This window comes from Flavobacterium sp. (assembly GCF_050696275.1).
In the GTDB taxonomy this organism is placed as follows: Bacteria; Bacteroidota; Bacteroidia; order Flavobacteriales; family Flavobacteriaceae; genus Flavobacterium.
In genome coordinates, this window is record NZ_JBOGUT010000002.1 from 106,798 (window position 1) to 132,919 (window position 26,122).

The window sequence follows — 26,122 nt, forward strand, 5'->3', positions numbered from 1 at the left end:
ATCCAATAGACTGCAGATAATGTCTAATTTGTGTAGGAAATACTTGCGATATCAGACATGAAAATTCACCCCTTAGTTAAAAAGTAAGTAAATAAAATTTATGCAACCATTATAAAATTAAAAACCTAATTAAATTTAAAATTCAATTAGGTTTTTGTACTCTATTCGGGATAATCCTGTTAAATCTATTTTTTAGGCTTGGCGTTCTCCAATACCTGAGCTTTTCTTGGGCTTGCAGCTGCAGGTGCTGATTTACCGAATTCCAACGTTCTTCCGTTCCACCACATCGCTTTTCCTGCTTCTTTTGAATCTTCATCAATAGCCAGAATGTTGTCAAGGTTTTTATCGAAATCTTTGGACAGTACTTCTTTTGGCACTTCTGTTAGCGCTGCATTGTTTTTCTCACCAACGGCAATCCAATAGAACGAAACCATTGAAGTTCCTCCTTTATTTTCTTTGACCGTAAATCCATCCGCAGTAACTGAAGCCACATACACTCCGTTGGTTTCTCCCATAGGTGAAACGGTTACGATAACCGGTTTCTCTTTTGAGACCAGACCGGCAAAATTTTTGTCAAATGCAATTCTTGCCATACCGTTTACCAATTCTCCCATTCCTTTTGTTGTCACATCGATAGTCGTTGAAGTGGACGCATAAGTGGCTATTCTTTCACCGCTTCCATTTTCGTTTATGACGGCATACGCTTTGTTCGTTATTGTTGTACCATCTGTATAAGAGCCGAAACGGTCTCCTTTAGTGATTAGTCCGTACTGATCTCCTCTGATATGCCCTCCGAGAAAACCGCCTTCGATACCTATTCCAATTTCAATGGATTCTTGAGTACTTTGAGCGTTTCGGGAAGTATTATTCTGATAAGCTCCGTTTCCTAATACCGCATAAAGCGTCCCGTTGCTCCTTCTGTAGCCTAACATACCGTAAGTACCGGCACTATTAACCAGCCCTATAACACCCCCTACCTGATTTCCAGCATTGTTTAGCGCTTGTCCTTTGATAGCGAAAGAAAAAACACTGTTCCCGTTAGCAGCTCCTAATTGTCCATTAACCGCTGAATTGGCATCCGTTAAAGTCGTCCCGGCTGTAGCACAAAAAGTGATTCCACGGATTGCTGTCCCAGTACTTGCCGTACCAAAATATTCTCCTTGTACCGCTCCGAATGTTGTTGTCCCTGAACTAATAGAACCATACACAGCACTACCATTATTAGCGGAATAACCATTGATTGCATACGCACTGGTACCACTTGAGGTAACTGTTAACATATCACTTGCTGCCGGCGCAGCATTATTGATACCCACTCTACCATTACTTAAAACCCTCACTCTTTCGGTATTATTAGTTTTGGTTACATAATCGATGGCATCAGTGGTCCCGACAAAATTAGTTCCTGCAACAGTTCCTGCATTTCCTGTTAATTTCCAATCGGAATTAGCTCCGGTTGCCACAGCAATCCAGGCGGCACCATCCCAGTAATAAAATCCGGGAGTTACCTGAGTAGCCCCTGCTGCGGAAGTAAATGTATTGTAAACCAATTCCGAAGTGGTTGGCGTAGTCACTGTAGCTACATTGGTAGCTGACAATGCTATTCTTGGCATTAAAAGACCGTCAGTTGTCGAAGTAATGTCCAAAGCACCTTGAGGGGTTAAAGTCCCCATTCCTACTTGCGCATTGCAATTAATGAATCCTAAAAAAGTTGAGAAGAGTGAGAAAAAAATTGACTTAAAAGGAGAACTTGCCATCATAATTAATCGAATTGGTTAATATTGACTAACAAGTTAGGTTTTAATCAAAGTATAATAATAGGGAAAAACCTTACTTTTTGTTAACATCCAACTAATTACCAACCACTTACAAAGTAAAACAAAAAAAGGGTTACTGCTCTAATTCAATTTAAAGTTCAATTGCAATTTTTCCAATTCGTGTAATAATTCGGTAGAAATTTTAATTTTCAATTTACGACTGTTCATTGTAATCCTATTGACCACCCTGATTTCCTCAATTTCCGTTGCTAAAACAGCACCTTGATTTTCCGATTCAGAGACATCCCCGTTTTCATCCATAACAACCTCTTCAACATCAATAGGTTCGACCTCAACCTGCCTTTTTACACTTTCCAGCTCCATAACTTCAAATGTGACGGTATTGTCCCCTTTATTCGATTGAAAGATATGATTTAGGGTTGTGATCATTTCCTCTCTTAAATCTTTTATATCTAGATGGATGATTAGTTTTTTGGCAAAAGCAGTCAAGACATCCTGCAGCGATTGAATTTGAAGAAATTGAATCCTGGCATCCGATTTTTTTCCGGTTTCCCTGTTAACCCAACCTTCTTTTACATTGACTTTGATGAAAACAAAATGATTTTGAACTAAAAAGTGCCTGAATTTTAAGTACTCTTCATCAAAAATCCGGAACTCATAACTTTCGTCATACCCTTCCAAAAGGAATGTTGCCCAGCCTTTTCCGTTTTTAGCTGTCCGATGCTGTACATTGGTAACAATCCCTCCAAAAGCGAGGTTCTTACCCACATACTGCTCCAAGCTTTTTAACAATTCGAGTCTGGTATTGCAGAAATATTTCATTTCAAACTTATAATCATCCAATGGATGACCTGATATGTAAATTCCAACTACTTCTTTTTCTTTTGCAAGTTTTTCCATCGTGCTCCATTCTTCACATGGAGGCACAACAGGTTCTGCAATCTGGACTTCAGAAGCATCACCAAACAAACTTACTTGTGATGAATTTTCATTTTCCTGAAATTTTGAACCATATCGCATTGCTTTCTCCAGAAAAGTGATATTGTCACCATCTGTATGGAAATATTGTGCGCGGTGAGTGTCATCAAAACAATCCAAACCACCGGCTAATGCTAAGTTTTCAAACGCTTTTTTATTGGCAGCCCGCAAATCGATACGTTTGGCTAAATCAAAAATCGATTTGTATCTTCCGTCTTTTCTGTTTTCAACAATAGTATTTACCGCACCATTACCAACCCCTTTAACTGCACCTATTCCAAAACGAACCGCGTACTCCTCGTTTACAGTAAACTTATAAAAAGACTCATTGACATCCGGCCCTAAAACCTGTAATCCCATTCGTTTACATTCTTCCATAAAGAAAGAAACCTGTTTGATATCGCTCATATTATTGGAAAGTACAGCCGCCATATATTCTGCCGGATAATTGGCTTTCAGATAAGCGGTTTGATAAGCAATCCAGGCGTAGCAAGTAGAATGTGATTTATTGAAGGCATATTCGGCGAAAGCCTCCCAATCTTTCCAGATTTTTTCTAATTTATCTTCCGCATGACCTTTGGCTGCTGCCTGACTAACGAATTTAGGTTTCATCTTATCAAGGACATCACGCTGTTTTTTTCCCATTGCTTTACGCAGAACGTCTGCATCCCCTTTGGAAAAATCCGCCAGTTTTTGAGACAAAAGCATTACCTGTTCCTGATAAACTGTAATTCCGTAAGTATCCTTCAATAAGTCTTCACAAGCTTCAAGGTCATATTCTATTGGCTCTTCCCCATTTTTTCGCTTAATAAAACTAGGAATATAGGCAATAGGTCCCGGGCGGTATAAAGCATTCATCGCAATCAAGTCATTGAACACCGTTGGTTTCAATTCTTTCATGTATTTCTGCATTCCGGCACTCTCATACTGGAATATACCAACCGTTTCACCACGTTGAAAAAGCTCAAAAGTCTTCACGTCATCTATAGGAAATGCATCCGGATCTAAGACTTTCCCTGTGCGATATTTGATTAGTTTTACGGTATCTTTTATCAAAGTAAGGGTCTTCAAACCCAAGAAGTCCATTTTAAGCAATCCGGCGCTTTCTGCAACTGAGTTATCAAATTGCGTGACGTATAAATCCGAATCCTTTGCAGTTGTAACAGGAACGAAATTCGTAATATCACTAGGTGTAATAATCACACCACAAGCGTGAATTCCCGTATTTCTAAGATTCCCTTCCAGGATTTGCGCCTGTTGAATGGTCTCTCCACTTAAATCAGTATCTTTCGAAAGATCTATCAATTCTTTCATTCTGTCGAAATCTTCCGGGCGCAAAACCTTTTTGATTTCAACCTCAGAATCTTTCATGAAACGGGCAAGGCTCCATTTTGCAGGAAGCATTCCCGGTAATAATTTGGCTATTTTATCTGCTTCAAAAAGCGGTAAATCCAACACCCTTGCGGTATCTCTAATGGCAGATTTGGCCGCCATAGTCCCGTAGGTAATAATTTGAGCTACTTGCTTTGAACCATATTTTTCGATTACGTAATCCATAACACGGCTTCGTCCTTCGTCATCGAAATCGATATCAATATCGGGCAAAGACACACGATCCGGATTCAGGAAACGCTCAAAAAGCAAATTGTACATGAGTGGGTCAATATTCGTAATTCCCAAACAATATGCCACAACCGAACCTGCTGCCGATCCACGGCCCGGCCCTACGGAAACATCCATTTTTCTGGCTTCAGCAATGAAATCCTGTACAATTAGAAAGTAACCCGGATAACCTGAGTTTTCAATTGTCAGCAGCTCAAAATCAACACGCTCTTTTATTTCTTCCGTAATTTCGGTGTAACGTCTTTTGGCGCCTTCATAAGTAAGATGGCGCAAGTATTTATTTTCACCTCTTTTACCTTCATCCGTTTGATCTTCTTCGACCAAAAATTCATCGGGAATTTCAAATTTTGGAAGTAATACATCCCGATACAGTGAATAAATTTCTATTTTATCTACAATCTCCTGAATATTGATAATGGCTTCCGGTAAATCGGAAAACACATTTTTCATTTCTTCATCTGATTTGAAATAATATTCCTGGTTAGGCAAGCCAAAACGGTAACCACGACCACGACCAATAGGCGTTGCTTGTTTTTCACCTTCTTTTACACACAATAAAATATCATGTGCATTGGCATCTTCTTTGGAAATATAGAACGTATTATTTGTAGCTATAAGTTTTATACCATGCTTCTTAGCGAAAGAAATCAACGTTTGATTGACACGGTTTTCATCTTCCTGATTGTGACGCATCAACTCAATATAGAAGTCATTTTCGAATTGAGATTTCCACCAAATCAAAGCTTCTTCTGCTTGATTTTCACCAATATTTAAAATCTTACTTGGAATTTCCCCGTAAAGATTTCCGGATAAAACGATGATATCTTCTTTATATTCTTCAATGATTTTCCTGTCGATTCTGGGCACATAATAAAACCCTTCTGTGTAAGCAATAGAAGACATTTTGGCCAGATTATGATATCCTTTTTTATTTTTTGCCAAAAAGACGACTTGGTAACCGTTATCTTTTTTGGTTTTGTCTTTATGGTCATCACATACGAAAAATTCGCAGCCAACAATAGGCTTCATTTCTACTTCCGAAGGTTCCTCTCCGTTTTCTAAAGCAGCAACATTTTTGGCTGAAGCCGATTTATTGTGATTCAGAACATCACGCACAAAATGGAAAGCCCCCATTAAGTTCGCATGATCCGTCATAGCAACGGCCGGCATTTTATTTTTGGCTGCGGCCGAAACCAAATTTGCAATGGAAATAGTGGATTGCAATACCGAAAACTGAGTGTGGTTATGCAAATGCACAAAATTAGCTGCTTTTAAATCTTGTTGGTGCTCTTCGGAAATAGGAGTGCTAACTTCAATCTTTTCAATTTGCTGCAAACGCTTTCTGATGTCGTCTGAAGCCGATTTAAGATTAATGTGTTTTAGCCCGATAAGCTGTATTTCTTTTGGATTTTTCGCCTGAAATTCCTGAAAATACTCTGAAGGAACATCTAGTTCTTCTTTGGTAAAAATCTCTCTTTTAACTAATTCTAAAAAACAACGCGTGGTTGCCTCAACGTCGGCAGTAGCATTGTGCGCTTCAGAAAAAGGAGTCCCGAAAAGGTATTGGTGCAATTCGGTTAGCGTAGGCAATTTGAATCTGCCACCACGTCCTCCGGGTAATTTTAATAATTCGGCTGTGACTTCGGTACAAGTATCAAGAACAGGCATTTTGACCATGTCTGAACCTATATTCATACGATGGAACTCGCAACCCATAATATTGACATCGAAACCTACATTCTGTCCGACAATAAATTTTGTTTTGGACAAAGCAATATTGAATTTTTCGAGAACTTCTATCAACGAAACTCCTTGCTCCATAGCCAATTCCGTGGAAATTCCGTGAATCCGTTCAGCATCATACGGGATATTAAATCCTTCCGGTTTGACTAAATAATCCTGGTGTTCGATAAGATTTCCCATTTCGTCATGCAATTGCCATGCAATTTGAATACATCTTGGCCAGTTATCCGTATCAGTAATTGGTGCTGACCAGCTGCGCGGTAAACCGGTAGTTTCGGTATCGAAAATTAAATACATTCCATTGAGCTTTAGGCTTTAGGCGATAGGCCGTAAGCAAATTTAGACGAAAACAAAATTACGTTTTATGAGACTGAAAGTCAATTTTAGTTATTAACAATAAGTCTTTTATGCTTTCATTAATAAAATTTAAACTACAAAATTGCGTTATTTATTTTTATTCGTTTACTTTATCATGGACAATCCCAAATTCATTTTTATAATCTTAACCACTATTTTCCATGAAAAAACTGATTTTACTTTCATTTATTCTATCAACATCTTTAACTCAAGCTAAGATATGCTCCATTGGCTGCTCCGTATTTCCATATGGTTTAGGTTACGCCTGGAGTCAAAGCGAAGAAACTTGTACCGGAACACCACCAAGAGGCGCCGTAATTCACGTTGCAGTAGCCATACAGGATTCCCAAGGAGGCGTTGTTATTATTAAAGAAGGAACAACTGGCTCTATACACTGTTAAACCAAATCAATTACTATGAAAAAAATACTATCCGGCAGTTTACTCTTAACGTTACTTGCGATTGGCTGCATAGACAACAAAACAGAATCTGAAGAAAACAACCTTCACAACCTAGTAAAAAAAGAAAATCTGAAATGTGATTTTGCCGGATATCGAAATCAACTGCCGTACTACAAAGCGTCGAGCGAAACTGAGGCCGCTGAAGAAATGGCTAAATTGAACTATGAGGAAAAAATCAATGACAAAAACACTGACTGGACCTATTTCGACCAGCTTTACAATGACAGCTTATCTGTTTATAACAAACAAAAATTAGCTTTTACTATTTTATCAAAAAAAGACCTGATTGGATTAGTCAAACAAAATTCCAGTGATGAAAATTTGAAAAACGCACTAAAAAAATACATTACCATTCTTGTGGACACAAAATATTTTGGCTATTGTGTCTTATTTTCTTCTTTAGAATTGATTTCGGACGATACTGATTTTATTGATCAAAAAACAAACGCCATTTCTGATTATGCTGATTTGGAAAAATTTCATAAAAACGTATTAGAGCAAGGTGATGATTTTCCTGATAAAGAAGTTTTCTTAAAAATTGAGGAGGATTATTCTTATTTGAGCAGGATAAAAGCGCTTTAGCAAATAGCAACAGCAATAAAAGCAAAAAACCCATTAGCTAAAGCTGATGGGTTTTGAATATTCTGAAATAAGGTCAATTAGTATCTTCCTCTGTTTCCACCACGATCATTTCCACCACCGTAACCACCACCACCTGAACGGTTGTTGTTATTGAAGCTTCTTCTTTCTCCTTCTGGTTTTGGCTCAGATTTATTAACTACGATTGTACGTCCACCAACAGTTGCACCGTTTAGTTCGTCAATAGCTTTTTGCCCTGCAGCGTCATCTGACATCTCTACAAAACCAAATCCTTTACTTCTACCAGTGAATTTATCAGTGATAATTTTTACTGAATCTACTGCGCCATAAGCTTCGAAAGATTCTCTTAAATCTGCTTCCTCAATACTCCAAGGAAGACTTCCTACAAAAATGTTCATATATACATTTATTAAATAAAGAGCAAATGTAATCTATTTTTATTCTAAATTACTCATTATTAAGCTTTTTCTTTTAAAATAAATATTGTATATGTAAAAAAGCCATCAAAAACATGATGGCTTTTTTTAAACTTTATGTATTTCTTTAATTTATAGGCACTTCAAAAAAGATTCCGTCACGACATAATACCGTTTGTCCTGAAGGAGCATCAAAAGCAGTAAACATAAATTCTCCTGTAACAGTCGAACCATCATTTTTAGTGATAATTACTTCACCATTACTCTTAGCAACATTTATAACAACAACATTTGAGTTATTATTACCTCCTGCAACTCTAACTGCATCTCCAGCTTTATAACCATTACCTGGCGTACTTACAGCCACTTTATTTACAGATCCGATAGAAGCACTTACTCCTAACACATCTATTTTCAATCCAGTTCCTGAACCCGTAAGAGTATTTGTAGCAACAGAACTAGAAGCAACATAGCCAGTTCCTCCTGAAGTAACTTTTACAGAATTTACAGCACTTTGTGTAATTCCGGTTTGAAAGTTTTTGTTTGGAGCTGATAATAAAGTACAAGTAGCACTATTTAATTGATTTGTAGTACCCAAAGTATAAGTTCCAACAGCAGCTGCATTTGTTTTCAAAATAATATTGCCCATTTCAGTATTAGCAACAAAAGTCAAGCCTCCCGAAGCATCTTTAGACGCAGAAACAATAGTTGCTTTACAGAACGTATTATTAATTCTAGCCTGAAACGCCGGGCTGTTATCTTCCACTTCTTTTTGGCAAGATTGGAAAGCGACTCCTAAGATAAGGAAAAGTATAATTTTTTTCATAAGCTATAATTTCGTTTTTGACAAAAGTAATAGATTGCTATTAAATAACTAATAAATGGCAAAAAAAATTTATTCCAATCAAATTCGTAAAAAACACTATATTAGTTCGGTGTGTAAAAAAATTATGTATATTTGCACCCTTAAATAATCGAGGTCGAGTACCTCAAATTAATCAAAAAGATTATGTCAGTAAAAATCAGATTACAAAGACACGGTAAAAAAGGGAAACCTTTTTACTGGATCGTAGCGGCAGATGCACGCTCAAAAAGAGATGGTAAATTCCTTGAAAAAATCGGAACCTACAATCCAAACACTAATCCTGCAACTATCGATTTAAACCTTGATGGTGCAGTACAATGGTTACACAATGGTGCTCAGCCAACGGACACAGCAAGAGCTATTCTTTCTTACAAAGGTGCTTTATTAAAACACCATTTAGACGGAGGAGTTCGTAAAGGAGCTTTAACTCAAGAACAAGCTGATGCAAAATTAGCTGCTTGGTTAGAATCTAAAACTGGTAAAGTTGATGCTAAAAAAGCTGGTTTATCTAAAGCAGATGCTGAAGTTAAAGCTAAAGCGTTAAAAGCTGAAAAAGAAGCTAACGAAAAACGTATTGCTGCTCAAGTTGAAGCTGCAAAAGCTCCTGAAGCAGTTGTTGAAGAAGAAGTTGAAGCTGCTGCTGATACTGAAGCTACAGTTGAGGAAACTCCTGCTGTTGAAGAAAACAACGAAGAAACAGAAGCTTAATATCACTGCGGTTTATGCGTAAAGAAGATTGTTTCTATTTAGGTAAAATCGCTAAAAAATTTAGTTTCAAGGGAGAAGTCCTTATCTATCTGGATACTGACGAACCCGAAATGTATGAAAATTTGGAATCGGTTTTTGTTGAATTCAACAAAAATCTGATTCCATTTTTTATTGAGAACAGTAACATTCACAAAAACGATTTCCTTCGGGTTCGTCTTGAAGATGTAAACAATGAAGAAGAAGCTGATGCCATTTTAGGCTGCCATGTATATCTTCCTCTAAAAATGTTGCCAAAACTTACAGGTAACAAATTCTATTTCCATGAAGTTATCGGTTTCGAAATCGAAGACAAACGACTGGGTGTTTTCGGAAAGATTGTGGCGATAAACGACAGTTCGGCTCAACCCCTTTTTGAAGTTTTAAACGGAGAAGTCGAAATCCTGATCCCGATGATTGATCATTTTCTTGTAAAAATAGACCGAGAAAACAAAAAAGTCATCATGGATTTGCCGGAAGGACTAGTTGAAATGTACCTATAAAACATCCGAAGTTAATTTTGAGCCTTCCTAGACGGATTATTTGCTCCTTTTTTTTCATCAAACAAAAAACATTTATTTTGGCCTCTTTTAGCTTCAAAAAATTTAGCCTGGAACAAGACAGATGTGCAATGAAAGTTGGCACTGACGGTGTTTTACTTGGCGCCTGGACTCCTCTCACAAACAATCCTCACAACATCCTTGATGTGGGTACCGGAACCGGATTAATTGCCCTAATGTTAGCCCAACGGAGTTTTGCTCAACAAATTGACGCACTCGAAATTGATGAAGATGCATACGAACAAGCAACTGACAATTTCGAAAACTCACCCTGGAATGATCGTTTATTTTGTTTTCATGCCGGTCTGGATGAATTTGTAGAAGAGCCTGAAGACGAATACGATTTAATTGTCTCCAATCCTCCTTTTTATTCTGAAGATTACAAAACTGAAGACGAACAACGCGATTTGGCCAGATTTACTGATGCGATGCCCTTCGAAGATTTAATTGAAGCTGCTGACTTACTGCTATCCGAAAAAGGCATTTTTGCTGTAATCATTCCTTATAAAGAAGAAGCTCATTTTTTGACCATAGCCAAAGAATACGAGCTGTATCCTTTTCAAATGACCCGCATAAAAGGTACTCCAACTACAGAAATCAAACGTAGTTTACTAGCTTTCAGCAGAATTGAAAAACCTTTAGTAACTGACGAATTGATTATCGAAACTGCCCGCCATCAATACACTCAGGAGTACATTGAATTGACTAAAGATTTTTATTTAAAATTTTAACCGGCTTTCAAAATACTTCTAAACTGATACAATATTCGTTCGAAAAGACGTAAATCTTCTGTGATAATTTCGGCAGAACCTTTCATTTCCTGTTGAAAAGGAATTTCTTTACTGTAATTCGTTTTAAGATTTTGCGGCAAAGCAATATCCATCATCACATTCCCATCTTTATCGGGAACAAGCGAAATACTTCCTACTTTCCCTATAAGCACGCCAAATTCATTATCAGGAAAATTGACCAAACGAATGTTCACTTGTTGGCCCACTTTGATTTTTCCTGAATTTAACGCTGGTGCTTTTACTTTTCCAATGTATCCTTTTTCAGTTTTAGGAACTACTGAAAACACATTATCCCCAGAATTGATCGTTTGATTTTCTACCCAAACCTGAGCAAAAGAAACTTCACCTTCGATTGATGATTTCAAAAGATAATTCAGTTCCCAATCCTTTATAGCTTTTTTCAGCTGATAAAAAGATTGTATAACATTTCTATCCAAATTGACTTCTTCTTTTGTCCCGCTGATTTCAGTTCCCTGAACGGCTCTTTTATTTTCTATCAGAGAAGATTTTAGCTGTGAAATAGAGCTCAAAAGGTTTTTATAATTTTTCTCAGACTGCAGGTAATTCAACTTTTTTGTTTCAAATTCCTGCTCCGAAATTACCCCTTTATTATGCAAAACGGTATACCTGTTGATTTCATTTTTTTGAAGACTCAACTCCTGCTCATTCAATTCTTTTTGTTGTAATAAAAGAGAAAGTCTTTGCTGTATTTGAGTTAATTCTGATTTTTGCGCGTTATTTTCAACCTGATATGGCTGTAAATTAGCGTTCAGATTTTCGGCTATATAATCTTTCTGAAAAATAGCAAAAGAACTTTCAATGTCACCCAATTGCGCATTCTTTAATTGCTCAAACGGAAATTTTTGTCCCGATTTTGAATTTTCAATCAATTTTTTCAAAAGAAAAACGTCATCATATTTAGCCGAATTTTCAATAATTGCCAATGGTGTATCCTCCAAAACCGTTGCTTTATCCTTAACAAAAATCGCTTCAATTTTTCCTGAAGTTTTAGCCACTAGTTTTTCCGGCGGAATATTTGTTGTGATTACAATTTCAGCAGCAACAACATCCGGATATCTTAAAAACCACGACATCACAAACAACATGATAATAATTCCGAAAATCAATACGGTTCCCCATCGGATCATCCAATGCGGCACTCGGGTAAGTATATCCTGAACTTCTTCGCTGCGTAATTCGAAAGTGTCCTTATTTTTTTCTTCCATAATTTAATTTCCTAACTGCAATTGATTTCTAACCAATTCAAAATAATTTCCTTTTTGCTCCACTAACGCTGAATGGTTACCTATCTCAATTATTTTCCCTTTATCAAGAACTACAATTTGATCTGCATTCATTACGGTACTCAATCGATGAGCAATCACAACCACCGTTTTATCTTTAAAAAAGAGATCCAGTTTCCTCATGATTTCTTTTTCATTATTAGCATCCAGAGCCGAAGTAGCTTCGTCAAAAAACAGCATTTCAGGGTTTTTATAAACGGCTCTTGCAATAAGCAAACGTTGTTTTTGCCCTGTACTCATCCCTAATCCTTCAGAACCAATCTTGGTATTATAACCCAGTGGAAGTCCTGAAACATACTCTTTTATATTCGCTACATCTGCAGCATAAACCAATCTTTTTTTATCAATTATATCAACTCCTACGGCAATATTATTTGCAATAGAATCGTTAAAAATAAATCCTTCCTGCATTACGGCTCCAATATTAGAACGCCAGGCTCTTTGTGAAATATTTTTCAACTGTGAATTTCCTATGTTAATTTCCCCTTGATTAGGTTCGTAAAATTTAAGCAGTAATTTCATTAAAGTTGTTTTCCCACTACCGCTTACTCCCACAATAGCAGTAACTTTATTCGTTGGAATAATCAAGTTTAAGTCTTCCAGAACCGGGATGTCTGACCCTAAATACCTGTATGTTAAATCTTTTATTTGAATGTCTTCATTTTGGGGAACCTCATTGGTTTGATGCTCCTCCTGTTGTATTTCGTCTTCTTTTTCATGAATTTCAGACAAACGGGCTAACGATATTTTAGCATCCTGTAATTCTCGAACAAAACCGATAAGTTGCGTAATTGGTCCGTTTAAACTCCCTACAATCGAGCTTACCGCCATCATTGTACCTATTGTAAAATCATTTCCATGGTCAATTACTAATTTGGCCGAAAGGAAAATGATGAAAATATTTTTCAACTCATTGATTACCGAGGACCCTATAGTTTGTGTCTGTTCTAAAACAAGCCCCTTTATGGAAACCCGGAATAATCGTGCCTGAACATATTCCCAGCCCCAGCGCTTTTGTTTTTCTGCATTGTGCAATTTGATTTCCTGCATTCCATTAATCAGTTCCATCACTTTGCTCTGTTCATTACTTACTTCGGAAAAACGCTTGTAATCAAGTGCCTCACGACGTTTTAAAAACAATGTGATCCAACCAAAATACAAAATACTTCCTGCAAAAAATACAAAAAATATCTGAAGGTTGAAGTACGCTAAAACACCACCCATAACAAACATATTGATCACCGAAAACAAAACATTCAGTGACGATGTAGTCAAAATCCGTTCGATACGATGGTGATCGTTAATACGTTGCATGATGTCTCCGGTCATTCTTACATCAAAAAAGGAAATAGGCAAATTCATTAATTTGATAAAGAAATCAGAAATCAAAGAAATGTTTATTCGTGTGGAAAGATGCAGTAATATCCAACTTCTGATAAGTTCCAGTCCGGTTCTCCCGGCAAATAGTGCCAATTGTGCAAACAGAATTAAATAAACAAAATGAATGTTCTGATTTTTAATTCCGATGTCGACAATACTTTGTGTCAGAAAAGGAAAAATAAGCTGCAATAAACTACTTGCCATCAAACCAATACTCAACTGAATCAGAAATGATTTATATCGCAATACATATTGAGAAAGCATCCCAAATCCCAATCCTTTTTTTTCTTCCTTATCAAATTCAGAATGATGAAGTTTTGGTGTCGGCTCGACCAATAAAGCAATACCTTCCTGTGTCGTTTCGTCTGCATTATTACCAATCCAAAATTTTATAAAATCATGCTGATTGTATTCTATTAAACCGAATCCAGGGTCAGAAATATAATATTTTCCTTTTTTAATAGCATAAAGAACCACGTAATGCTCTTTGTTCCAATGCAAAATGCAAGGTAACGGCGCTTCATCCAATCGTTCAAGATTAAGTTTTACGCCAAGTGTTCTAAAACCAATTTTTTCAGCTGCATCACTAAGAAACAACAAATTACTCCCTTCACGGGTAGTTTCGCTAAAATCACGTAAATCCTGTATTTTAATTGTTTTGCCGTAGTATTTGGCCACAATTTTTAAGCAGGTTGGTCCGCAATCTTTGCTGTCGGCTTGGATATAGTTGGGAAATTTTTTCAATTTTAGTATTTTGATATCAAAAGTATGATTTTTTTGAAAGTTATTTCTTAGAGAAAGACTGAAAAACGCAAATTATTTCAAGTCGTGTTATTTTGTTCTGAAGGTAATAATCTTAACAATTCATGTAGGTGACACTACATCATATTCAATTTTAATAAAGAGAGGGGACAAACCCCTCTCTAAATTTAGCACAGCAACTAAACCCATCCATAATCCGGCGTCATGCCATCATCAGAAAGAAAGTTCCTAGTCCTTGATTAATAGTTACAACAAGAACCTTTACCGCTAGAGTAATAATTCGGGACGAAAACCGGATATCCTGTTCCTGAACAAGCTGATTGGTTAATTGGGTAACATGTTGGCCCACAAACTCCAGACGGACCTCCAAAAGTTTCACAAACGCGTGGTGGCTTTCCTCCGCTAACTGCTTTTTGCTCATTTTTTGTTAATTTTTGAGCGCCTTCTAAGTTTAAAATGTTTTTTAACATGATATTTTTATTTGAAAATAGATTAATGACCCAATCATTTTAAGACATTTGGGATTTATGTCCATTCTCGGCCAAGAATTTTTTTAGCTATTGTTAAGCTTGAATTGATAGGTTTTGTCCAGCCGCTTTTTCTTCTGAAAAATCGTTTAAAAAATACCTCAACTCATTGATTTCATATTCATTCGGGAACATTTTCCCATTTATAATTTTTATTGGTGTATAATTGAATTCGTTTTCTAAGCACCATCTGTATTGCTGGTATATTTGATGATTTACTTTCATATCAATCATATTCATTACCCATTTTTCTTTCCATTCTTCCAGCCCCATTTTTTTGACATGCCAATCGATAATCGCTGCAGCTGCTTTCTCAGGATTATGATTCTGGATTGCCAGCAGATTTTCTACAACCGTCTTATATGGATTTTCACTGTTCTCGGGATTGATGTTGAACAGAATATTCAGGAAAATTTTCTCCGGGAATTTTGAATACAATTCATGGGCATCCTGAAATGCTTTATGACAATGCCCGCAACTTGGACTTATGATAATTGTCAGTTCCAGATCAGCATTACGATTTCCGAAATTCAGTCCTTCTAACTTCTCCAAACCTTCCTGAACAGGAATTTCTTTTGCCAAGAACTTAAAAAGTTTGTAGTTTCTTTTAAATTTCTTCAACTCATTTGCACTTCTCTCCGCTTTAATTTTATTTTCAAAAATCGGTTTTAAAAACAGCCAAATCGAAGAAATCACAATAAATACAAACGAATAGAAATAAAGATTAGTAAAAACAATGTTTGTATCAAATTTAAAGCCAAACCAAAAGACAATTGCTTGTGTCAAAATCAAAAACGATACTGCTAAACATAAAACGCACCATTTCTTCAGCTGAAATTTCTGCATCCAAACCGAATAGGCAATAACAGGAAGTGCAATTAAACTAAGTAATCCCACAATAGGTGCCGAAGGATTTGGCTGAAGCAGAACGGCAAGCACATTGACCGCAAAGAAAATCAGCGGCAAATCTGTAAAACCAACCCATTTATTTATTTCACTTTTATCAGATTTAATCACTGAATCACAAGATGCATTCGGATTGATATTACAAAGTTTAGACACCACTTCATTTTTATAACCAAATTTCTCCTGAACAATAAAAACACTGATAACCAAACCAATAATTGACGGCAGGAGAGTTAACAAATGATTCAGACCGTATTTATTAAATACTATTGACAGTAAAATCAAAGCTAAAAGTGGCAATGCATACCGAAGAACTCCAAAATTAATCCCATTTCCTTTACCAGACTGAATTTCGTTTGGCTCCACAGCCACAATCACACCGTTCCAATCTTCCAGAAATTCGTTTGTTGATATATTTTTCTTTTCTCCTTTTGCTTCTATTTTAATCAACGAATCCGTTTTAGAAACCAAAACCAATTCTTCTTTAAAAATGGCTAAAAAAGAATCCGGTAATTCCGGCAATTGTTCTTTAGGGACTTTGATTGCAATGTTCTCGACAGATAACATATCTAAGGAATCCGTAATTGCAAATATGCTTGGATAATTAGGATGTGAAAGAAACAGATCTTCAAAAGCTTCTTTTTGATCTGAAAAATAATTTATGTCTAAATACCTTTTAACTAAACTTATCATCACTTCTTTTTTTTCGATTAATGAATCATAAAATGTTTTGGCAAATATGTAGCTTTTTTTTTATTAAAGGCTAGTGGCGTTTTAACTATTTATAAATTATTATGTATACAATTTATAAATTATAAATACATTAAAACCCCTTTAAAGCCTTGGTTCTAAAGAGAAAAATTCGTTTTTGTTTGAAATATTTCTTCAAAAAACAAAAACAAGTAAAAGTGATTGCGAATAACAATAAATTTGCCTTGTTAACAATTAAAATAATAGAAATAAATGAAACAGAAGGAATCGAATTTTGATGATTTTAAAAGAAATCAATTAACCATTGAAGGGAAAAAATCAATTACGGGAGGGTTACCTCCAACCCAACCTGTGCCACCATTTGAATTGGAAGATTTTGAAGAACCTCAATGGGGAGGACCAATCGTTCTTTCAAGTACAGGAAGTATTAAACAAGGTGAAGATGAAATCAGAGTATCTTTGCCTTAAGAATTATCGTCCTGACTTTCTAATTTTTTAATAAACTGAACCGGAGTGACTCCGGTTCTTTTACTAAATGTCTTGGTAAAAGAAACCGCATTTTTATAACCCACACTTTCCGCCATGGCTTGTGTAGAGTATTTTCTGAATGTTGGATTAGAAATCATTTCATTGATTACATAATTCATTTTTAATTCATTTACGTATTCACTAAAAGTCTTTCCAAATCTTTTATTCACTACATAAGAAAGATACGTAGTATTGGTTTTAATTTTTTTGGCTACAGCCTGCTGCGTAAAATCAGGGTTCAGATACTGTAATTTCTTTTCCAAAAGAATCAGTTTTTTCAGTATTTCGTTTTCTTTCTCTTCATCAATACTCAACAAACTCACTTTATCCTGATGCAAAGCTTTTACTGCTTCTGACGGAACATCCTTAAGCTCCATATTTGTTTTATGTTCGGCAATCAGCAGATTAATCTTCTCTTCAACGGTTTTTCTTCTTTTTACATTTCGGAACAGAACAAACAGAAGGACAACAAATCCAATTACAACAAAGAGAATCAATCCTCTTTTTAGGAAAATTGCATTTTCATTCTTTCTTTGAATAGCTATTATTTCCTTTTTAATATTCTTTATACCAATAGAATAATTAACTTCCATTGATTCTTTATTGAACTTGGTTTCATTTTTCTCAAAAGCATCCAAGTACAATTTTGAATGGTAATACGACTTTTCCGGATCCTTATAAAGGTCATATATCTTTGCCTGATAATAATGTGAATCGTCGATAAATCCGGATTCTTCCGTTTTGGTCAAATTATAAATCGAATCTACTTTTTTGAAACAAGTCAGTGCATCATCGTATTTTTTAGTATAAAAATAAAGCCTTCCCAGGTTGAAATTCACGCTATAATATCTTGAAACGTACCCGCTCTCTTTGGTAAGTAACAACAAATCATGATACATTTTTTCGGCTCTTTTGTATTCTTTCTTTTCGTAGTAAACGTTCCCTAAATTAGACAGCGCACTTATCTTTCTATCATCAAAACCTTTTGAATATAAGATTGTTCTTTTATAGAAATATTCTGCAGAATCCAGAAAAATACGATTCTCTTTATTCTTATAGTAGTATTTTTCATAGAAATTACCCAAATTGCTATACGTGTTCCCTTTATCCCTTAACAGCTGCTCATCCGTATACGTGTTTTTAATTTTGTCAATCATGCGATCCGACTCTCTTGAAGCAGCGATAGCCGATTTAAAATTTTCAACATCACCATTAATCAAAGCAATATTATTGTTGAATTTTAAAACCTGACTGTAATCCAGAATACTTTCAGAAAGCTTTTTTCCTTGCTGGTATTTCATCAGCGCTTTACTGTAATCCGTTTTTTTCCAATCGATCAGACCTCCAATATTAAGCAAAAAGGCATGCATTTTTATCTTTTCCTTTGGAACAACCATTTTATCCAGATAATGGAAAGCTTTGTCATAGCTTCGTTTTGATTCCAGACTATTTGTTTTAAGCTGAAATAAATACGCCTTACTGCCAAGTGCAAAAGCTTTTTGTTCTGCGATATCTGATTGTTCTATTCTTGAAGCAAAAATAAAAGCACTGTCAATATTGGAATTGATCATCGATTTTACTTTTTCCTGCAATATTTGGTACTCCTTATTGGTTAAATTACCTTTTTGAGAAAAAACATGAATTGAGGCTAAGAAAATAAAACAATAGATAAGAAATTTCATTTGGAGTTTTTAATAAAATTGCACCAAAAGTAGCTTATAAGATTTAATAATCAAACAGGCCATTCCTTATCTGCTATTTTATAGCCTTCCAATGGGTTTTAAACAAAAAAAGCAGAGAGAATATGCAATTTTCTCTGCTTTTCCGACAATTAATACCATCTAATTGAAATACTATTAATATGGTGGCGGTACAATTGTTCTGCAGAAATAAGCCTTACACATTCCATTTGAATAAGTAAAGTTGTTTCCACCTAAATTTTCCTTACAAAAAGCAAGGCTTGTCCCCGGCCAAGTTTCGTAATGACAACCGGCAGGAATTCCACCGTTGATTGCTTTTTGTTCTTTTTTAGACAATGTCTGAACTCCATTCAAGGTTAAGATGTTTTTTAACATGATTAAAAGTTTTTGAAATTTGGTTACTATCCCAATCATTTTAAGACACTTGGGGTTTATGTCTGTTTTTATATGATTCTTTTTATTTTAAAAAACGATGATTTCAAGTCTTATTTTATAAGAAATTTCAGTAAAATTATTTTTTAATTCTCTAAACACAAAATAGAAAATGTTAATTTTTAGTGAAATTTCTTACAATATAACAAGCTAGAGACTTTATATTTATTAGAAATTATCCGATTAAAGATTGTTTGCGGAAGATTATAACATTTGCGCATTGATTTGTTACATTTCTTTACGTAAATTTGCACTCATTAAAAATCGAAAAAATAATGAGACCAGATTTATTTCAAGCTCCAGATTACTATCAGTTAGATGATTTGCTAACAGAAGAACATAAATTAGTACGTGATTCAGCGCGTGCATGGGTAAAACGTGAAGTTTCTCCAATCATTGAAGAATATGCACAAAAAGCAGAATTTCCTAAGCAACTTGTAAAAGGTTTAGCAGAAATTGGCGGTTTTGGTCCTTATATCCCTGTAGAATATGGCGGTGCTGGTTTAGATCAAATCTCTTATGGATTAATCATGCAGGAAATTGAGCGTGGTGATTCAGGTGTTCGTTCTACTTCATCTGTACAGTCTTCTTTAGTAATGTATCCAATTTGGAAATATGGAAATGAAGAACAAAGAATGCGTTTTCTTCCTAAATTAGCTACTGGAGAATTTATAGGCTGTTTCGGTTTAACAGAGCCTAATTACGGTTCTGATCCGGGAAGCATGATTACCAACTTTAAAGATATGGGAGACCATTATTTATTGAATGGTGCTAAAATGTGGATATCAAATGCTCCTTTTGCTGATATCGCAGTAGTTTGGGCAAAAGACGAAACCGGAAGAATTCACGGATTGATCGTAGAAAGAGGAATGGAAGGATTTTCGACACCTGAAACACATAACAAATGGTCATTGAGAGCTTCTTCTACAGGAGAGTTAATTTTTGACAATGTAAAAGTCCCTAAAGAAAATTTATTGCCAAACAAATCAGGATTAGGAGCACCACTTGGATGTCTTGATTCTGCGCGTTACGGAATTGCCTGGGGAGCTATTGGTGCTGCTATGGATTGCTATGATACGGCGCTGCGTTATGCAAAAGAGCGTATTCAGTTTGACAAACCAATTGCAGGAACACAATTACAGCAAAAGAAATTGGCCGAAATGATTACTGAAATCACAAAAGCACAATTACTAACCTGGAGATTAGGCGTATTGAGAAATGAAGGAAAAGCAACTTCTGCACAAATTTCAATGGCAAAAAGAAACAACGTAAACATGGCAGTGGAAATTGCCCGTGAAGCACGCCAGATGCTAGGCGGAATGGGAATTACCGGAGAATATTCAATCATGCGTCACATGATGAACTTAGAATCTGTAATTACTTATGAAGGAACACACGATATTCATTTATTGATTACCGGAATGGATGTTACCGGAATTTCAGCTTTCAAATAATAGATTAGGATTTTAATTTAGTTATTAAATTCAACCTTTAAAAGCTTCTCTTTACAGAGGGGCTTTTTTTGTGTCTTATCAACAATTGAGCAACAACAAGTACAATTGGCTCAATAACAGCTACAGCTTCACTTTCAGACGAAATAATATGATTTACTGATTGTACTATCGATAAATACAATGTTAAAAAGCTTCCCTATCAGGATAAGCTTTTTTACTTTTGTATAAATTATCTCACTATGACGATACAGAATATCAATGAAAATATCCAGCCTCAAAAGGATATTTTACTCCAGCATCCATTATACAGCCAGATTCAGAATATTAATGATTTACATTGTTTTTTAGAAACACATGTGTATGCCGTTTGGGATTTTATGTCGTTACTCAAAGCCTTACAGCAGAAACTGACTTGTACAACAACGCCTTGGTTTGCTACTAAAAACGCGGAGATCCGTTATTTGATTAACGAAATCGTTTTGGCGGAAGAAACAGACATTTCCTTGGACGGAAAAAGAAAAAGTCATTTTGAAATGTATCTTGAAGCCATGCAGTCCTGTGGTGCGGATACAGCAGCAATCGAATCGTTTTTGGAAGATGTCACTGTTACAAAAAATATTTTTATCTCTATAAAGAAAAGCAATTTGCATCCTGATGTAAAAGCCTTTTTAGACTTTACCTTCCGTGTCATTGAAGAAGGAAAACCGCATAAAATTGCCGCTGCTTTTACCTTTGGAAGAGAGGATTTAATTCCGAATATGTTTACTGAAATCCTACGAAATTTCAAAACCAATTTCCCTGAAACCGATTTATCGAAATTGATTTATTATTTCGAACGTCACATCGAATTAGACGCAGACGAACACGGCCCAATGGCTATGCAGATGATTACTGAGCTTTGCGGCGAAGACAGTCAGAAATGGAAAGAAGCGGAAGAAGTTTCGGTGTTAGCACTTGAAAAAAGAATTGGCTTATGGAATGCCATTGAAGAGCACATACACGAACAGCATTTAGTTTTATAAAAAAAGCCCCTAATTTACAGGGGCTTTTTTATTGGATTTCCATATAAATCCATCTAAAATATAATGTGTAAACTGTGGCACTGTCAATAAGGGAACCAATAAAAACTGCCATCCTGAAAAATCAATTGCAGTAGACGAAAACTGCTCGTTCCAGACTAAAATCTCCCACAGATATTCTTCCGAAAAAGCGATAATCAGTAGAATTGCAATATAAAGAAGCAGTCCTTTAAATTCTTTCAGACAGGACAAAACGCCCAACTCTTTATTCGGTTTACCATCTATTTCTTTCAGGTAAATCAAGGCCATGTAGGGAATTCCGTGTGAGACTACATTAAGCATTGTAAAAATCAAATCGTCATTGAAATATACAATCCCAAAATACCAGGAAAGCGCGGTTCCTATAATAACGGCATTTTTAGGGATATTAAAATACTTCTCCCTGATTCCTTTGTACGCTGCTCTGATGATATAAAATACCATTATTGCCGCATAAATGTATCCCAAAACAGACAGTAAAGAATGATTGGACCATCTGAAAAATTCTTTTTCTACAAACCAATTGAACTTTCTTGGTGAAGACAAAAACCAGTATACCATAGGGTAACCTGTTGCTGTATAAATAATCAGATTGTCAATGTACCCGCCTATTTTTGTTTTTGTATCGTTTCTGGCATACAATCGCATAAAACCATACTGTTGCCGAATAAAGTGGAATACTGCTATGTAAGCCAGAGAAGACCAAAACACAGCGCTTCCGAAAGTAAAAAGAAGCAACCCAACAGCAAAACAAATGATGGGCAAGGCTGTCAATAATTTTTTTTTCTTTCGAAATTCACCAGGAACAAAATAGGTTTTAAACAAAGTTCCGTAGACATGCGCCACATCAATAAAAACAATCAGAAAAAGCCAAGTATAAAAAGAGTAATCGTTTTGAACGGTTTTAATAAAATCCTGAAACATAAAAACAATGACTACCACAACAAATGATGGAGCCAGTATAAAGATGCTGTCCGTTTTTGGTTTATGAATCCAGGGTTGTGCCATTTAAAATCCGATTTACAGTGTTAATTCCCTGATGAAAAGCCTCTTCAAAGACAGAAACCCCGGACAAATCCGAGTGGGCAAAGAAAATTTTATTGCCAATGGGCTCGGCCGCTTTTCTTTTGGCTTGACCGAAAATAAATCCCGGAACAGCGCTAATCATACCGTGCCCTAAAAGATGAATGCTAATTTCTTCAGTATCAGCTTCGATGTCAGAATGTGCTATTTTCAAATCATCAAAAATCAGTCTTTTCCAATATTCCTCTTTTTGCTGATAAAAGTCTTTTCGGGTTTTTCTCAAATCAGACGAAGAGAAACTGCGGTAATACGTGATGACCTTTTTCTCTTGAACTTGCTTCAATGATTGATGCTGGTCGTAAATATAACCCAATCCTTTTGAGCCATGAATGACATTATCCCAGCACAGCGGAAAACTAAAATTACCCGACAGATCCGAAACCACTAACGTGGCTAAAAGCCAGGGCGCATAATGAAATTCTTTTGTGAACGCTTTCCTGTTTTCAAGAACATATTGATTGATAAACTGAGGTGTTGCCATAATAACCTTGTCGGCAATTATCTCAATGGCCTTTTGATTTGTATCATCAAACGCTTTGGCAATTACTTTATCACCACTTATTTTAACGTCATAGACCAAATGATTTTTTAGGACTTTTCCTTCCGTATATTTTTTCAGGTGACTGGCCAATCGGGCATTCCCTTCGGGCCAAGTAAGCACATTGTCCTTCTTATCGGACGTTGCATCCTGTTTTCTGGCAGCAAAATAATACATTCCGGCCCAAGCTGAAAGGTATTCAATTCCTAATCCGAAATCATCACGACAACAATAATCCACATATTCCAAAAGCGGCTCTGAAGTAAAATTATGGGCATCGAGCCATTTTTTCATCGTAATCTGATCCAGCTTTCTTGACTTTTCATCTGTTGAAGAAAGCGACAATGGAATCATAAAAAGAAACTTTCCATCACTGCCTTTTGCTTCCCGAAACGATTCCATTTCAGAAAAAAACCGTTGGAACTCATTATCGTCATTTATACTGTTTCCTGTTTTTGGAATCAGCCCTTCCTGCCAATTATTTTTATAGAACAACCTTTCTTCAGGCGCAAAAGTCAATTGCAATTCATCAAATAAGGGAAGTCTGTTACTATCATAACCCAAAATTATTTTTTCTTCCTGAAGGAATTGCAGCAGTTCTTTATCCTGAAAATTAGGCAAAGGCAGATAATGGGCGCCTAAGGGATATTTGGAATATTTATTTTCTCCGTTAGAAGAATTTCCTCCCAAATGATTTTCCAGTTCAACGATTAAGAAGTTGGAAATTCCCTTTCTGCTGAACTGCCTTGCTGCACTTAAACCCGAAATACCTCCGCCCACAATAAGATACGGAATATGAATCTGGCTGCTTGTTTCCGGAAAATTTTTGACACGGAGTTTGTGTCCCAAAACATGATTGGTTCCTGACAAACGGATGAGCAATGTAATCACTTTGTCTGAACAGAACTGCAAAAAAGGCATGAGAAGCAAAGAAGCTCCTATTCCCTTTATAAGATTTCTTCTTGAATAATTATAATTTTCCCCATTCTTCATCGAAATAGCGTACTAAAATTTGATTGTCTAATCTATTGATTTCAATGTCTTTGGAAACCATATCTTTGGAGAAATAATTCAACTTTTCGAATTGATAGTTATAAAATTTCAATCCTTGAACTTGTCTGTTTACCTGATTGAAATTGGTTTTGAAACCATTTACGGCAATAGTAAATCCCCATTCACCAAAAGACGGCACATAAGCATGATAGGCGTCAACCTGCGGGAAAACCTCCATCATGGTCTTATTGATACACCAAAAAGATTTCGGCGCAAAATAAGGCGACGTTGTCTGAACTACAATTGTTGCATCAGGAGTCAGTATTTGTTTTACCGTAGCATAAAAATTTAGTGAATACAATTTCCCCAAACTGTAATTGGAAGGATCCGGAAAATCGATAATTACAACATCATATTTTTCCTGACAGTTTTTCGCCCAGATATAAGCATCCTGATTATAAACCGTCACTTTGGGATTATTAAGCGAATTTTGGTTAAAGTCTGTCAGTACTTTATTGGTTTTAAACAGTTTGGTCATGCCTTCATCTAAATCGACCAATGTTATTTTTTTTACGTCTTTGTATTTCAGAATTTCACGAACTGCTAATCCATCACCTCCTCCAAGCACCAGAATATTAGCCGCTTTTTTCGCCATAGACATTACCGGATGCACCAAAGCCTCATGATAACGGTATTCATCAGCAGAACTGAATTGCAGGTTATTGTTAAGATACAAACGATAATCACTTTTGTTATGAGTTAAAACAATGCGTTGGTATTGCGTAGAATTTGAGTAAATAATATTTTCTCCATACAGTTTTCCTTCGGAATAAGACAATATTTGATCTGAGAAAATAAAAACCGTTAACAAGAGAAGAAAAGAAAAGATAGCTTTTCCTCTTAACAAATACGCTTTTTTCAATTCCTTTTTTAAAACAAAGCAAAGTACGATTGCAATACTTATATTGATCATTCCGAAGAATAAGGAAGTGCCCATTATTCCTAGTTTTGGCACTAAAATCAATGGAAAAAGGATTGATGCTAACAAAGCACCAATATAATCGAAGGTGAAAACATTGGATACCAGATCCCTGAATTCTACTTTATCCTTAAGAATATTCATCAGAAGGGGAATTTCCAAACCTACGAGACAACCCGTCACAAAGACCAGAAAATATAAAATAAGCTGGAAAGACTGTACGCTTTCAAACAATAAAAAAAGTAGTACGGAACTTAAACCTCCAATTAATCCAACTAAAATTTCGATTTCAACAAAAGTGTTGAGCATATTTTTAGTTAGAAATTTTGAAAAATACGACCCTACACCCATCGAAAAAAGATAAACTCCAATGATGAATGAAAATTGTTTTACTGAATCCCCGAGCAAATAACTGGCTAATGTTCCGGCAACCAATTCATAAACTAATCCGCAAGTTGCAATGGTAAAAACGGCAAAAAGGAGAAGGAATTCAAATTTCAGAAATTTTTTACCCATGAATAGCTGCGCTAATAATCATTGACATCCCAATGATAAGTGCTGCAAAAACAATAGCAACAGCAGTGTTGTTTTTTTGAACAAGCTCTTTCCATGTATTTTCAGGAGTTAGCTTTTCTATTATAAAATAAGACACTAACAGGATTATAATCCCTAAGAGAGAAAAAATAAGCGAATTTACGATTGGTTTTAATGATACGATATCCATACTATTTTGGTTTGATTATTTATGATAAAAACGATTAATTGAACTATGGCCTCTCGATTGAGATGAATTATATTTTTCAGTACTTTCACAATCACAGATTCTATTACCTGAAAAGGTAAAAAACAGG

Annotated in this window: 22 protein-coding genes; 8 read left to right on the forward strand and 14 right to left on the reverse strand. The window is 35.7% G+C overall.

Going from position 1 to position 26,122, the window contains the following annotated elements:
• Positions 1-185 precede the first annotated feature (185 nt).
• Entirely contained in the window at positions 186-1,760 is a 1,575-nt protein-coding gene (locus ACRDEC_RS01920; protein ID WP_431496639.1) for a hypothetical protein, read from the reverse strand.
• Between the two features lie 138 nt (positions 1,761-1,898).
• Positions 1,899-6,419: a DNA polymerase III subunit alpha gene (gene dnaE / locus ACRDEC_RS01925; RefSeq protein WP_431496640.1), complete on the reverse strand. Its 4,521-nt coding sequence runs from the start codon at positions 6,417-6,419 to the stop codon at positions 1,899-1,901.
• A gap of 221 nt (positions 6,420-6,640) precedes the next feature.
• Between dnaE and ACRDEC_RS01930 the strand changes: the two genes are divergently transcribed.
• Positions 6,641-6,880 (forward strand): hypothetical protein, encoded by a 240-nt coding sequence (locus ACRDEC_RS01930; RefSeq protein ID WP_431496641.1) that lies wholly within the window; start codon positions 6,641-6,643, stop codon positions 6,878-6,880.
• Positions 6,881-6,895: 15 nt separating this feature from the next.
• Positions 6,896-7,522, forward strand: a complete 627-nt coding sequence (locus tag ACRDEC_RS01935) for a hypothetical protein (protein WP_431496642.1) — start codon at positions 6,896-6,898, stop codon at positions 7,520-7,522.
• 77 nt (positions 7,523-7,599) lie between these two features.
• On the opposite strand, the gene ACRDEC_RS01940 is transcribed toward ACRDEC_RS01935, so the two are convergent.
• On the reverse strand, positions 7,600-7,938 hold the full coding sequence (locus ACRDEC_RS01940) for an RNA recognition motif domain-containing protein (protein WP_431496643.1): 339 nt from the start codon (positions 7,936-7,938) through the stop codon (positions 7,600-7,602).
• Positions 7,939-8,083: 145 nt separating this feature from the next.
• Complete coding sequence (locus ACRDEC_RS01945; RefSeq protein WP_431496644.1) at positions 8,084-8,782, reverse strand: DUF6252 family protein; 699 nt, start codon at positions 8,780-8,782, stop codon at positions 8,084-8,086.
• Positions 8,783-8,965: 183 nt separating this feature from the next.
• Between ACRDEC_RS01945 and ACRDEC_RS01950 the strand changes: the two genes are divergently transcribed.
• The 3 genes from ACRDEC_RS01950 to ACRDEC_RS01960 all read left to right on the forward strand — a co-directional run bounded on the left by ACRDEC_RS01950 (position 8,966) and on the right by ACRDEC_RS01960 (position 10,856).
• Complete coding sequence (locus ACRDEC_RS01950) at positions 8,966-9,529, forward strand: 30S ribosomal protein S16 (protein ID WP_431496645.1); 564 nt, start codon at positions 8,966-8,968, stop codon at positions 9,527-9,529.
• Between the two features lie 14 nt (positions 9,530-9,543).
• Complete coding sequence (rimM, locus tag ACRDEC_RS01955) at positions 9,544-10,068, forward strand: ribosome maturation factor RimM (protein WP_431496646.1); 525 nt, start codon at positions 9,544-9,546, stop codon at positions 10,066-10,068.
• A gap of 128 nt (positions 10,069-10,196) precedes the next feature.
• Positions 10,197-10,856 (forward strand): tRNA1(Val) (adenine(37)-N6)-methyltransferase, encoded by a 660-nt coding sequence (locus tag ACRDEC_RS01960; protein WP_431496647.1) that lies wholly within the window; start codon positions 10,197-10,199, stop codon positions 10,854-10,856.
• Here the strand turns inward: ACRDEC_RS01960 and ACRDEC_RS01965 are convergent.
• The 4 genes from ACRDEC_RS01965 to ACRDEC_RS01980 form a co-directional block, all read right to left on the reverse strand.
• On the reverse strand, positions 10,853-12,142 hold the full coding sequence (locus ACRDEC_RS01965) for an HlyD family secretion protein (protein ID WP_431496648.1): 1,290 nt from the start codon (positions 12,140-12,142) through the stop codon (positions 10,853-10,855). The two genes, ACRDEC_RS01960 and ACRDEC_RS01965, sit on opposite strands and share 4 nt — an antisense overlap.
• A 3-nt stretch (positions 12,143-12,145) precedes the next feature.
• Positions 12,146-14,344: a peptidase domain-containing ABC transporter gene (locus tag ACRDEC_RS01970; RefSeq protein ID WP_431496649.1), complete on the reverse strand. Its 2,199-nt coding sequence runs from the start codon at positions 14,342-14,344 to the stop codon at positions 12,146-12,148.
• Between the two features lie 257 nt (positions 14,345-14,601).
• Positions 14,602-14,832, reverse strand: a complete 231-nt coding sequence (locus ACRDEC_RS01975; RefSeq protein WP_431496650.1) for a hypothetical protein — start codon at positions 14,830-14,832, stop codon at positions 14,602-14,604.
• Between the two features lie 93 nt (positions 14,833-14,925).
• Positions 14,926-16,488 carry a vitamin K epoxide reductase family protein gene (locus ACRDEC_RS01980; RefSeq protein WP_431496651.1) on the reverse strand — a complete coding sequence of 521 codons (1,563 nt, stop codon included), beginning with the start codon at positions 16,486-16,488 and terminating at the stop codon, positions 14,926-14,928.
• A gap of 270 nt (positions 16,489-16,758) precedes the next feature.
• Between ACRDEC_RS01980 and ACRDEC_RS01985 the strand changes: the two genes are divergently transcribed.
• Entirely contained in the window at positions 16,759-16,974 is a 216-nt protein-coding gene (locus ACRDEC_RS01985; RefSeq protein ID WP_431496652.1) for a hypothetical protein, read from the forward strand.
• Here ACRDEC_RS01985 and ACRDEC_RS01990 read toward each other — a convergent pair.
• Positions 16,971-18,716 carry a helix-turn-helix domain-containing protein gene (locus ACRDEC_RS01990; RefSeq protein ID WP_431496653.1) on the reverse strand — a complete coding sequence of 582 codons (1,746 nt, stop codon included), beginning with the start codon at positions 18,714-18,716 and terminating at the stop codon, positions 16,971-16,973. The genes ACRDEC_RS01985 and ACRDEC_RS01990 overlap by 4 nt on opposite strands.
• A gap of 174 nt (positions 18,717-18,890) precedes the next feature.
• Complete coding sequence (locus ACRDEC_RS01995; RefSeq protein ID WP_431496654.1) at positions 18,891-19,109, reverse strand: hypothetical protein; 219 nt, start codon at positions 19,107-19,109, stop codon at positions 18,891-18,893.
• 332 nt (positions 19,110-19,441) lie between these two features.
• Here ACRDEC_RS01995 and ACRDEC_RS02000 point away from each other — a divergent pair, with 332 nt between their 5' ends.
• Together ACRDEC_RS02000 and ACRDEC_RS02005 are read left to right on the forward strand one after the other, a co-directional pair.
• A complete protein-coding gene (locus tag ACRDEC_RS02000; protein WP_431496655.1) occupies positions 19,442-20,620 on the forward strand; it encodes an acyl-CoA dehydrogenase family protein in 1,179 nt (392 codons plus the stop codon).
• 239 nt (positions 20,621-20,859) lie between these two features.
• Positions 20,860-21,642, forward strand: coding sequence for a DUF3050 domain-containing protein (locus ACRDEC_RS02005; protein ID WP_431496656.1), 783 nt, complete (start codon positions 20,860-20,862; stop codon positions 21,640-21,642).
• Positions 21,643-21,651: 9 nt separating this feature from the next.
• Here ACRDEC_RS02005 and ACRDEC_RS02010 read toward each other — a convergent pair whose 3' ends face one another.
• From ACRDEC_RS02010 to ACRDEC_RS02025, 4 genes are read right to left on the reverse strand one after another with little or no spacing between them, the layout of a single operon-like run.
• On the reverse strand, positions 21,652-22,686 hold the full coding sequence (locus ACRDEC_RS02010) for a hypothetical protein (RefSeq protein ID WP_431496657.1): 1,035 nt from the start codon (positions 22,684-22,686) through the stop codon (positions 21,652-21,654).
• Complete coding sequence (locus tag ACRDEC_RS02015; protein ID WP_431496658.1) at positions 22,664-24,292, reverse strand: FAD-dependent oxidoreductase; 1,629 nt, start codon at positions 24,290-24,292, stop codon at positions 22,664-22,666. Before ACRDEC_RS02015 ends, ACRDEC_RS02010 begins: the two co-directional genes overlap by 23 nt.
• Positions 24,270-25,787: a polyamine aminopropyltransferase gene (locus ACRDEC_RS02020; protein ID WP_431496659.1), complete on the reverse strand. Its 1,518-nt coding sequence runs from the start codon at positions 25,785-25,787 to the stop codon at positions 24,270-24,272. Before ACRDEC_RS02020 ends, ACRDEC_RS02015 begins: the two co-directional genes overlap by 23 nt.
• Complete coding sequence (locus ACRDEC_RS02025; RefSeq protein WP_431496660.1) at positions 25,780-25,995, reverse strand: DUF350 domain-containing protein; 216 nt, start codon at positions 25,993-25,995, stop codon at positions 25,780-25,782. Before ACRDEC_RS02025 ends, ACRDEC_RS02020 begins: the two co-directional genes overlap by 8 nt.
• Positions 25,996-26,122: the final 127 nt, after the last annotated feature.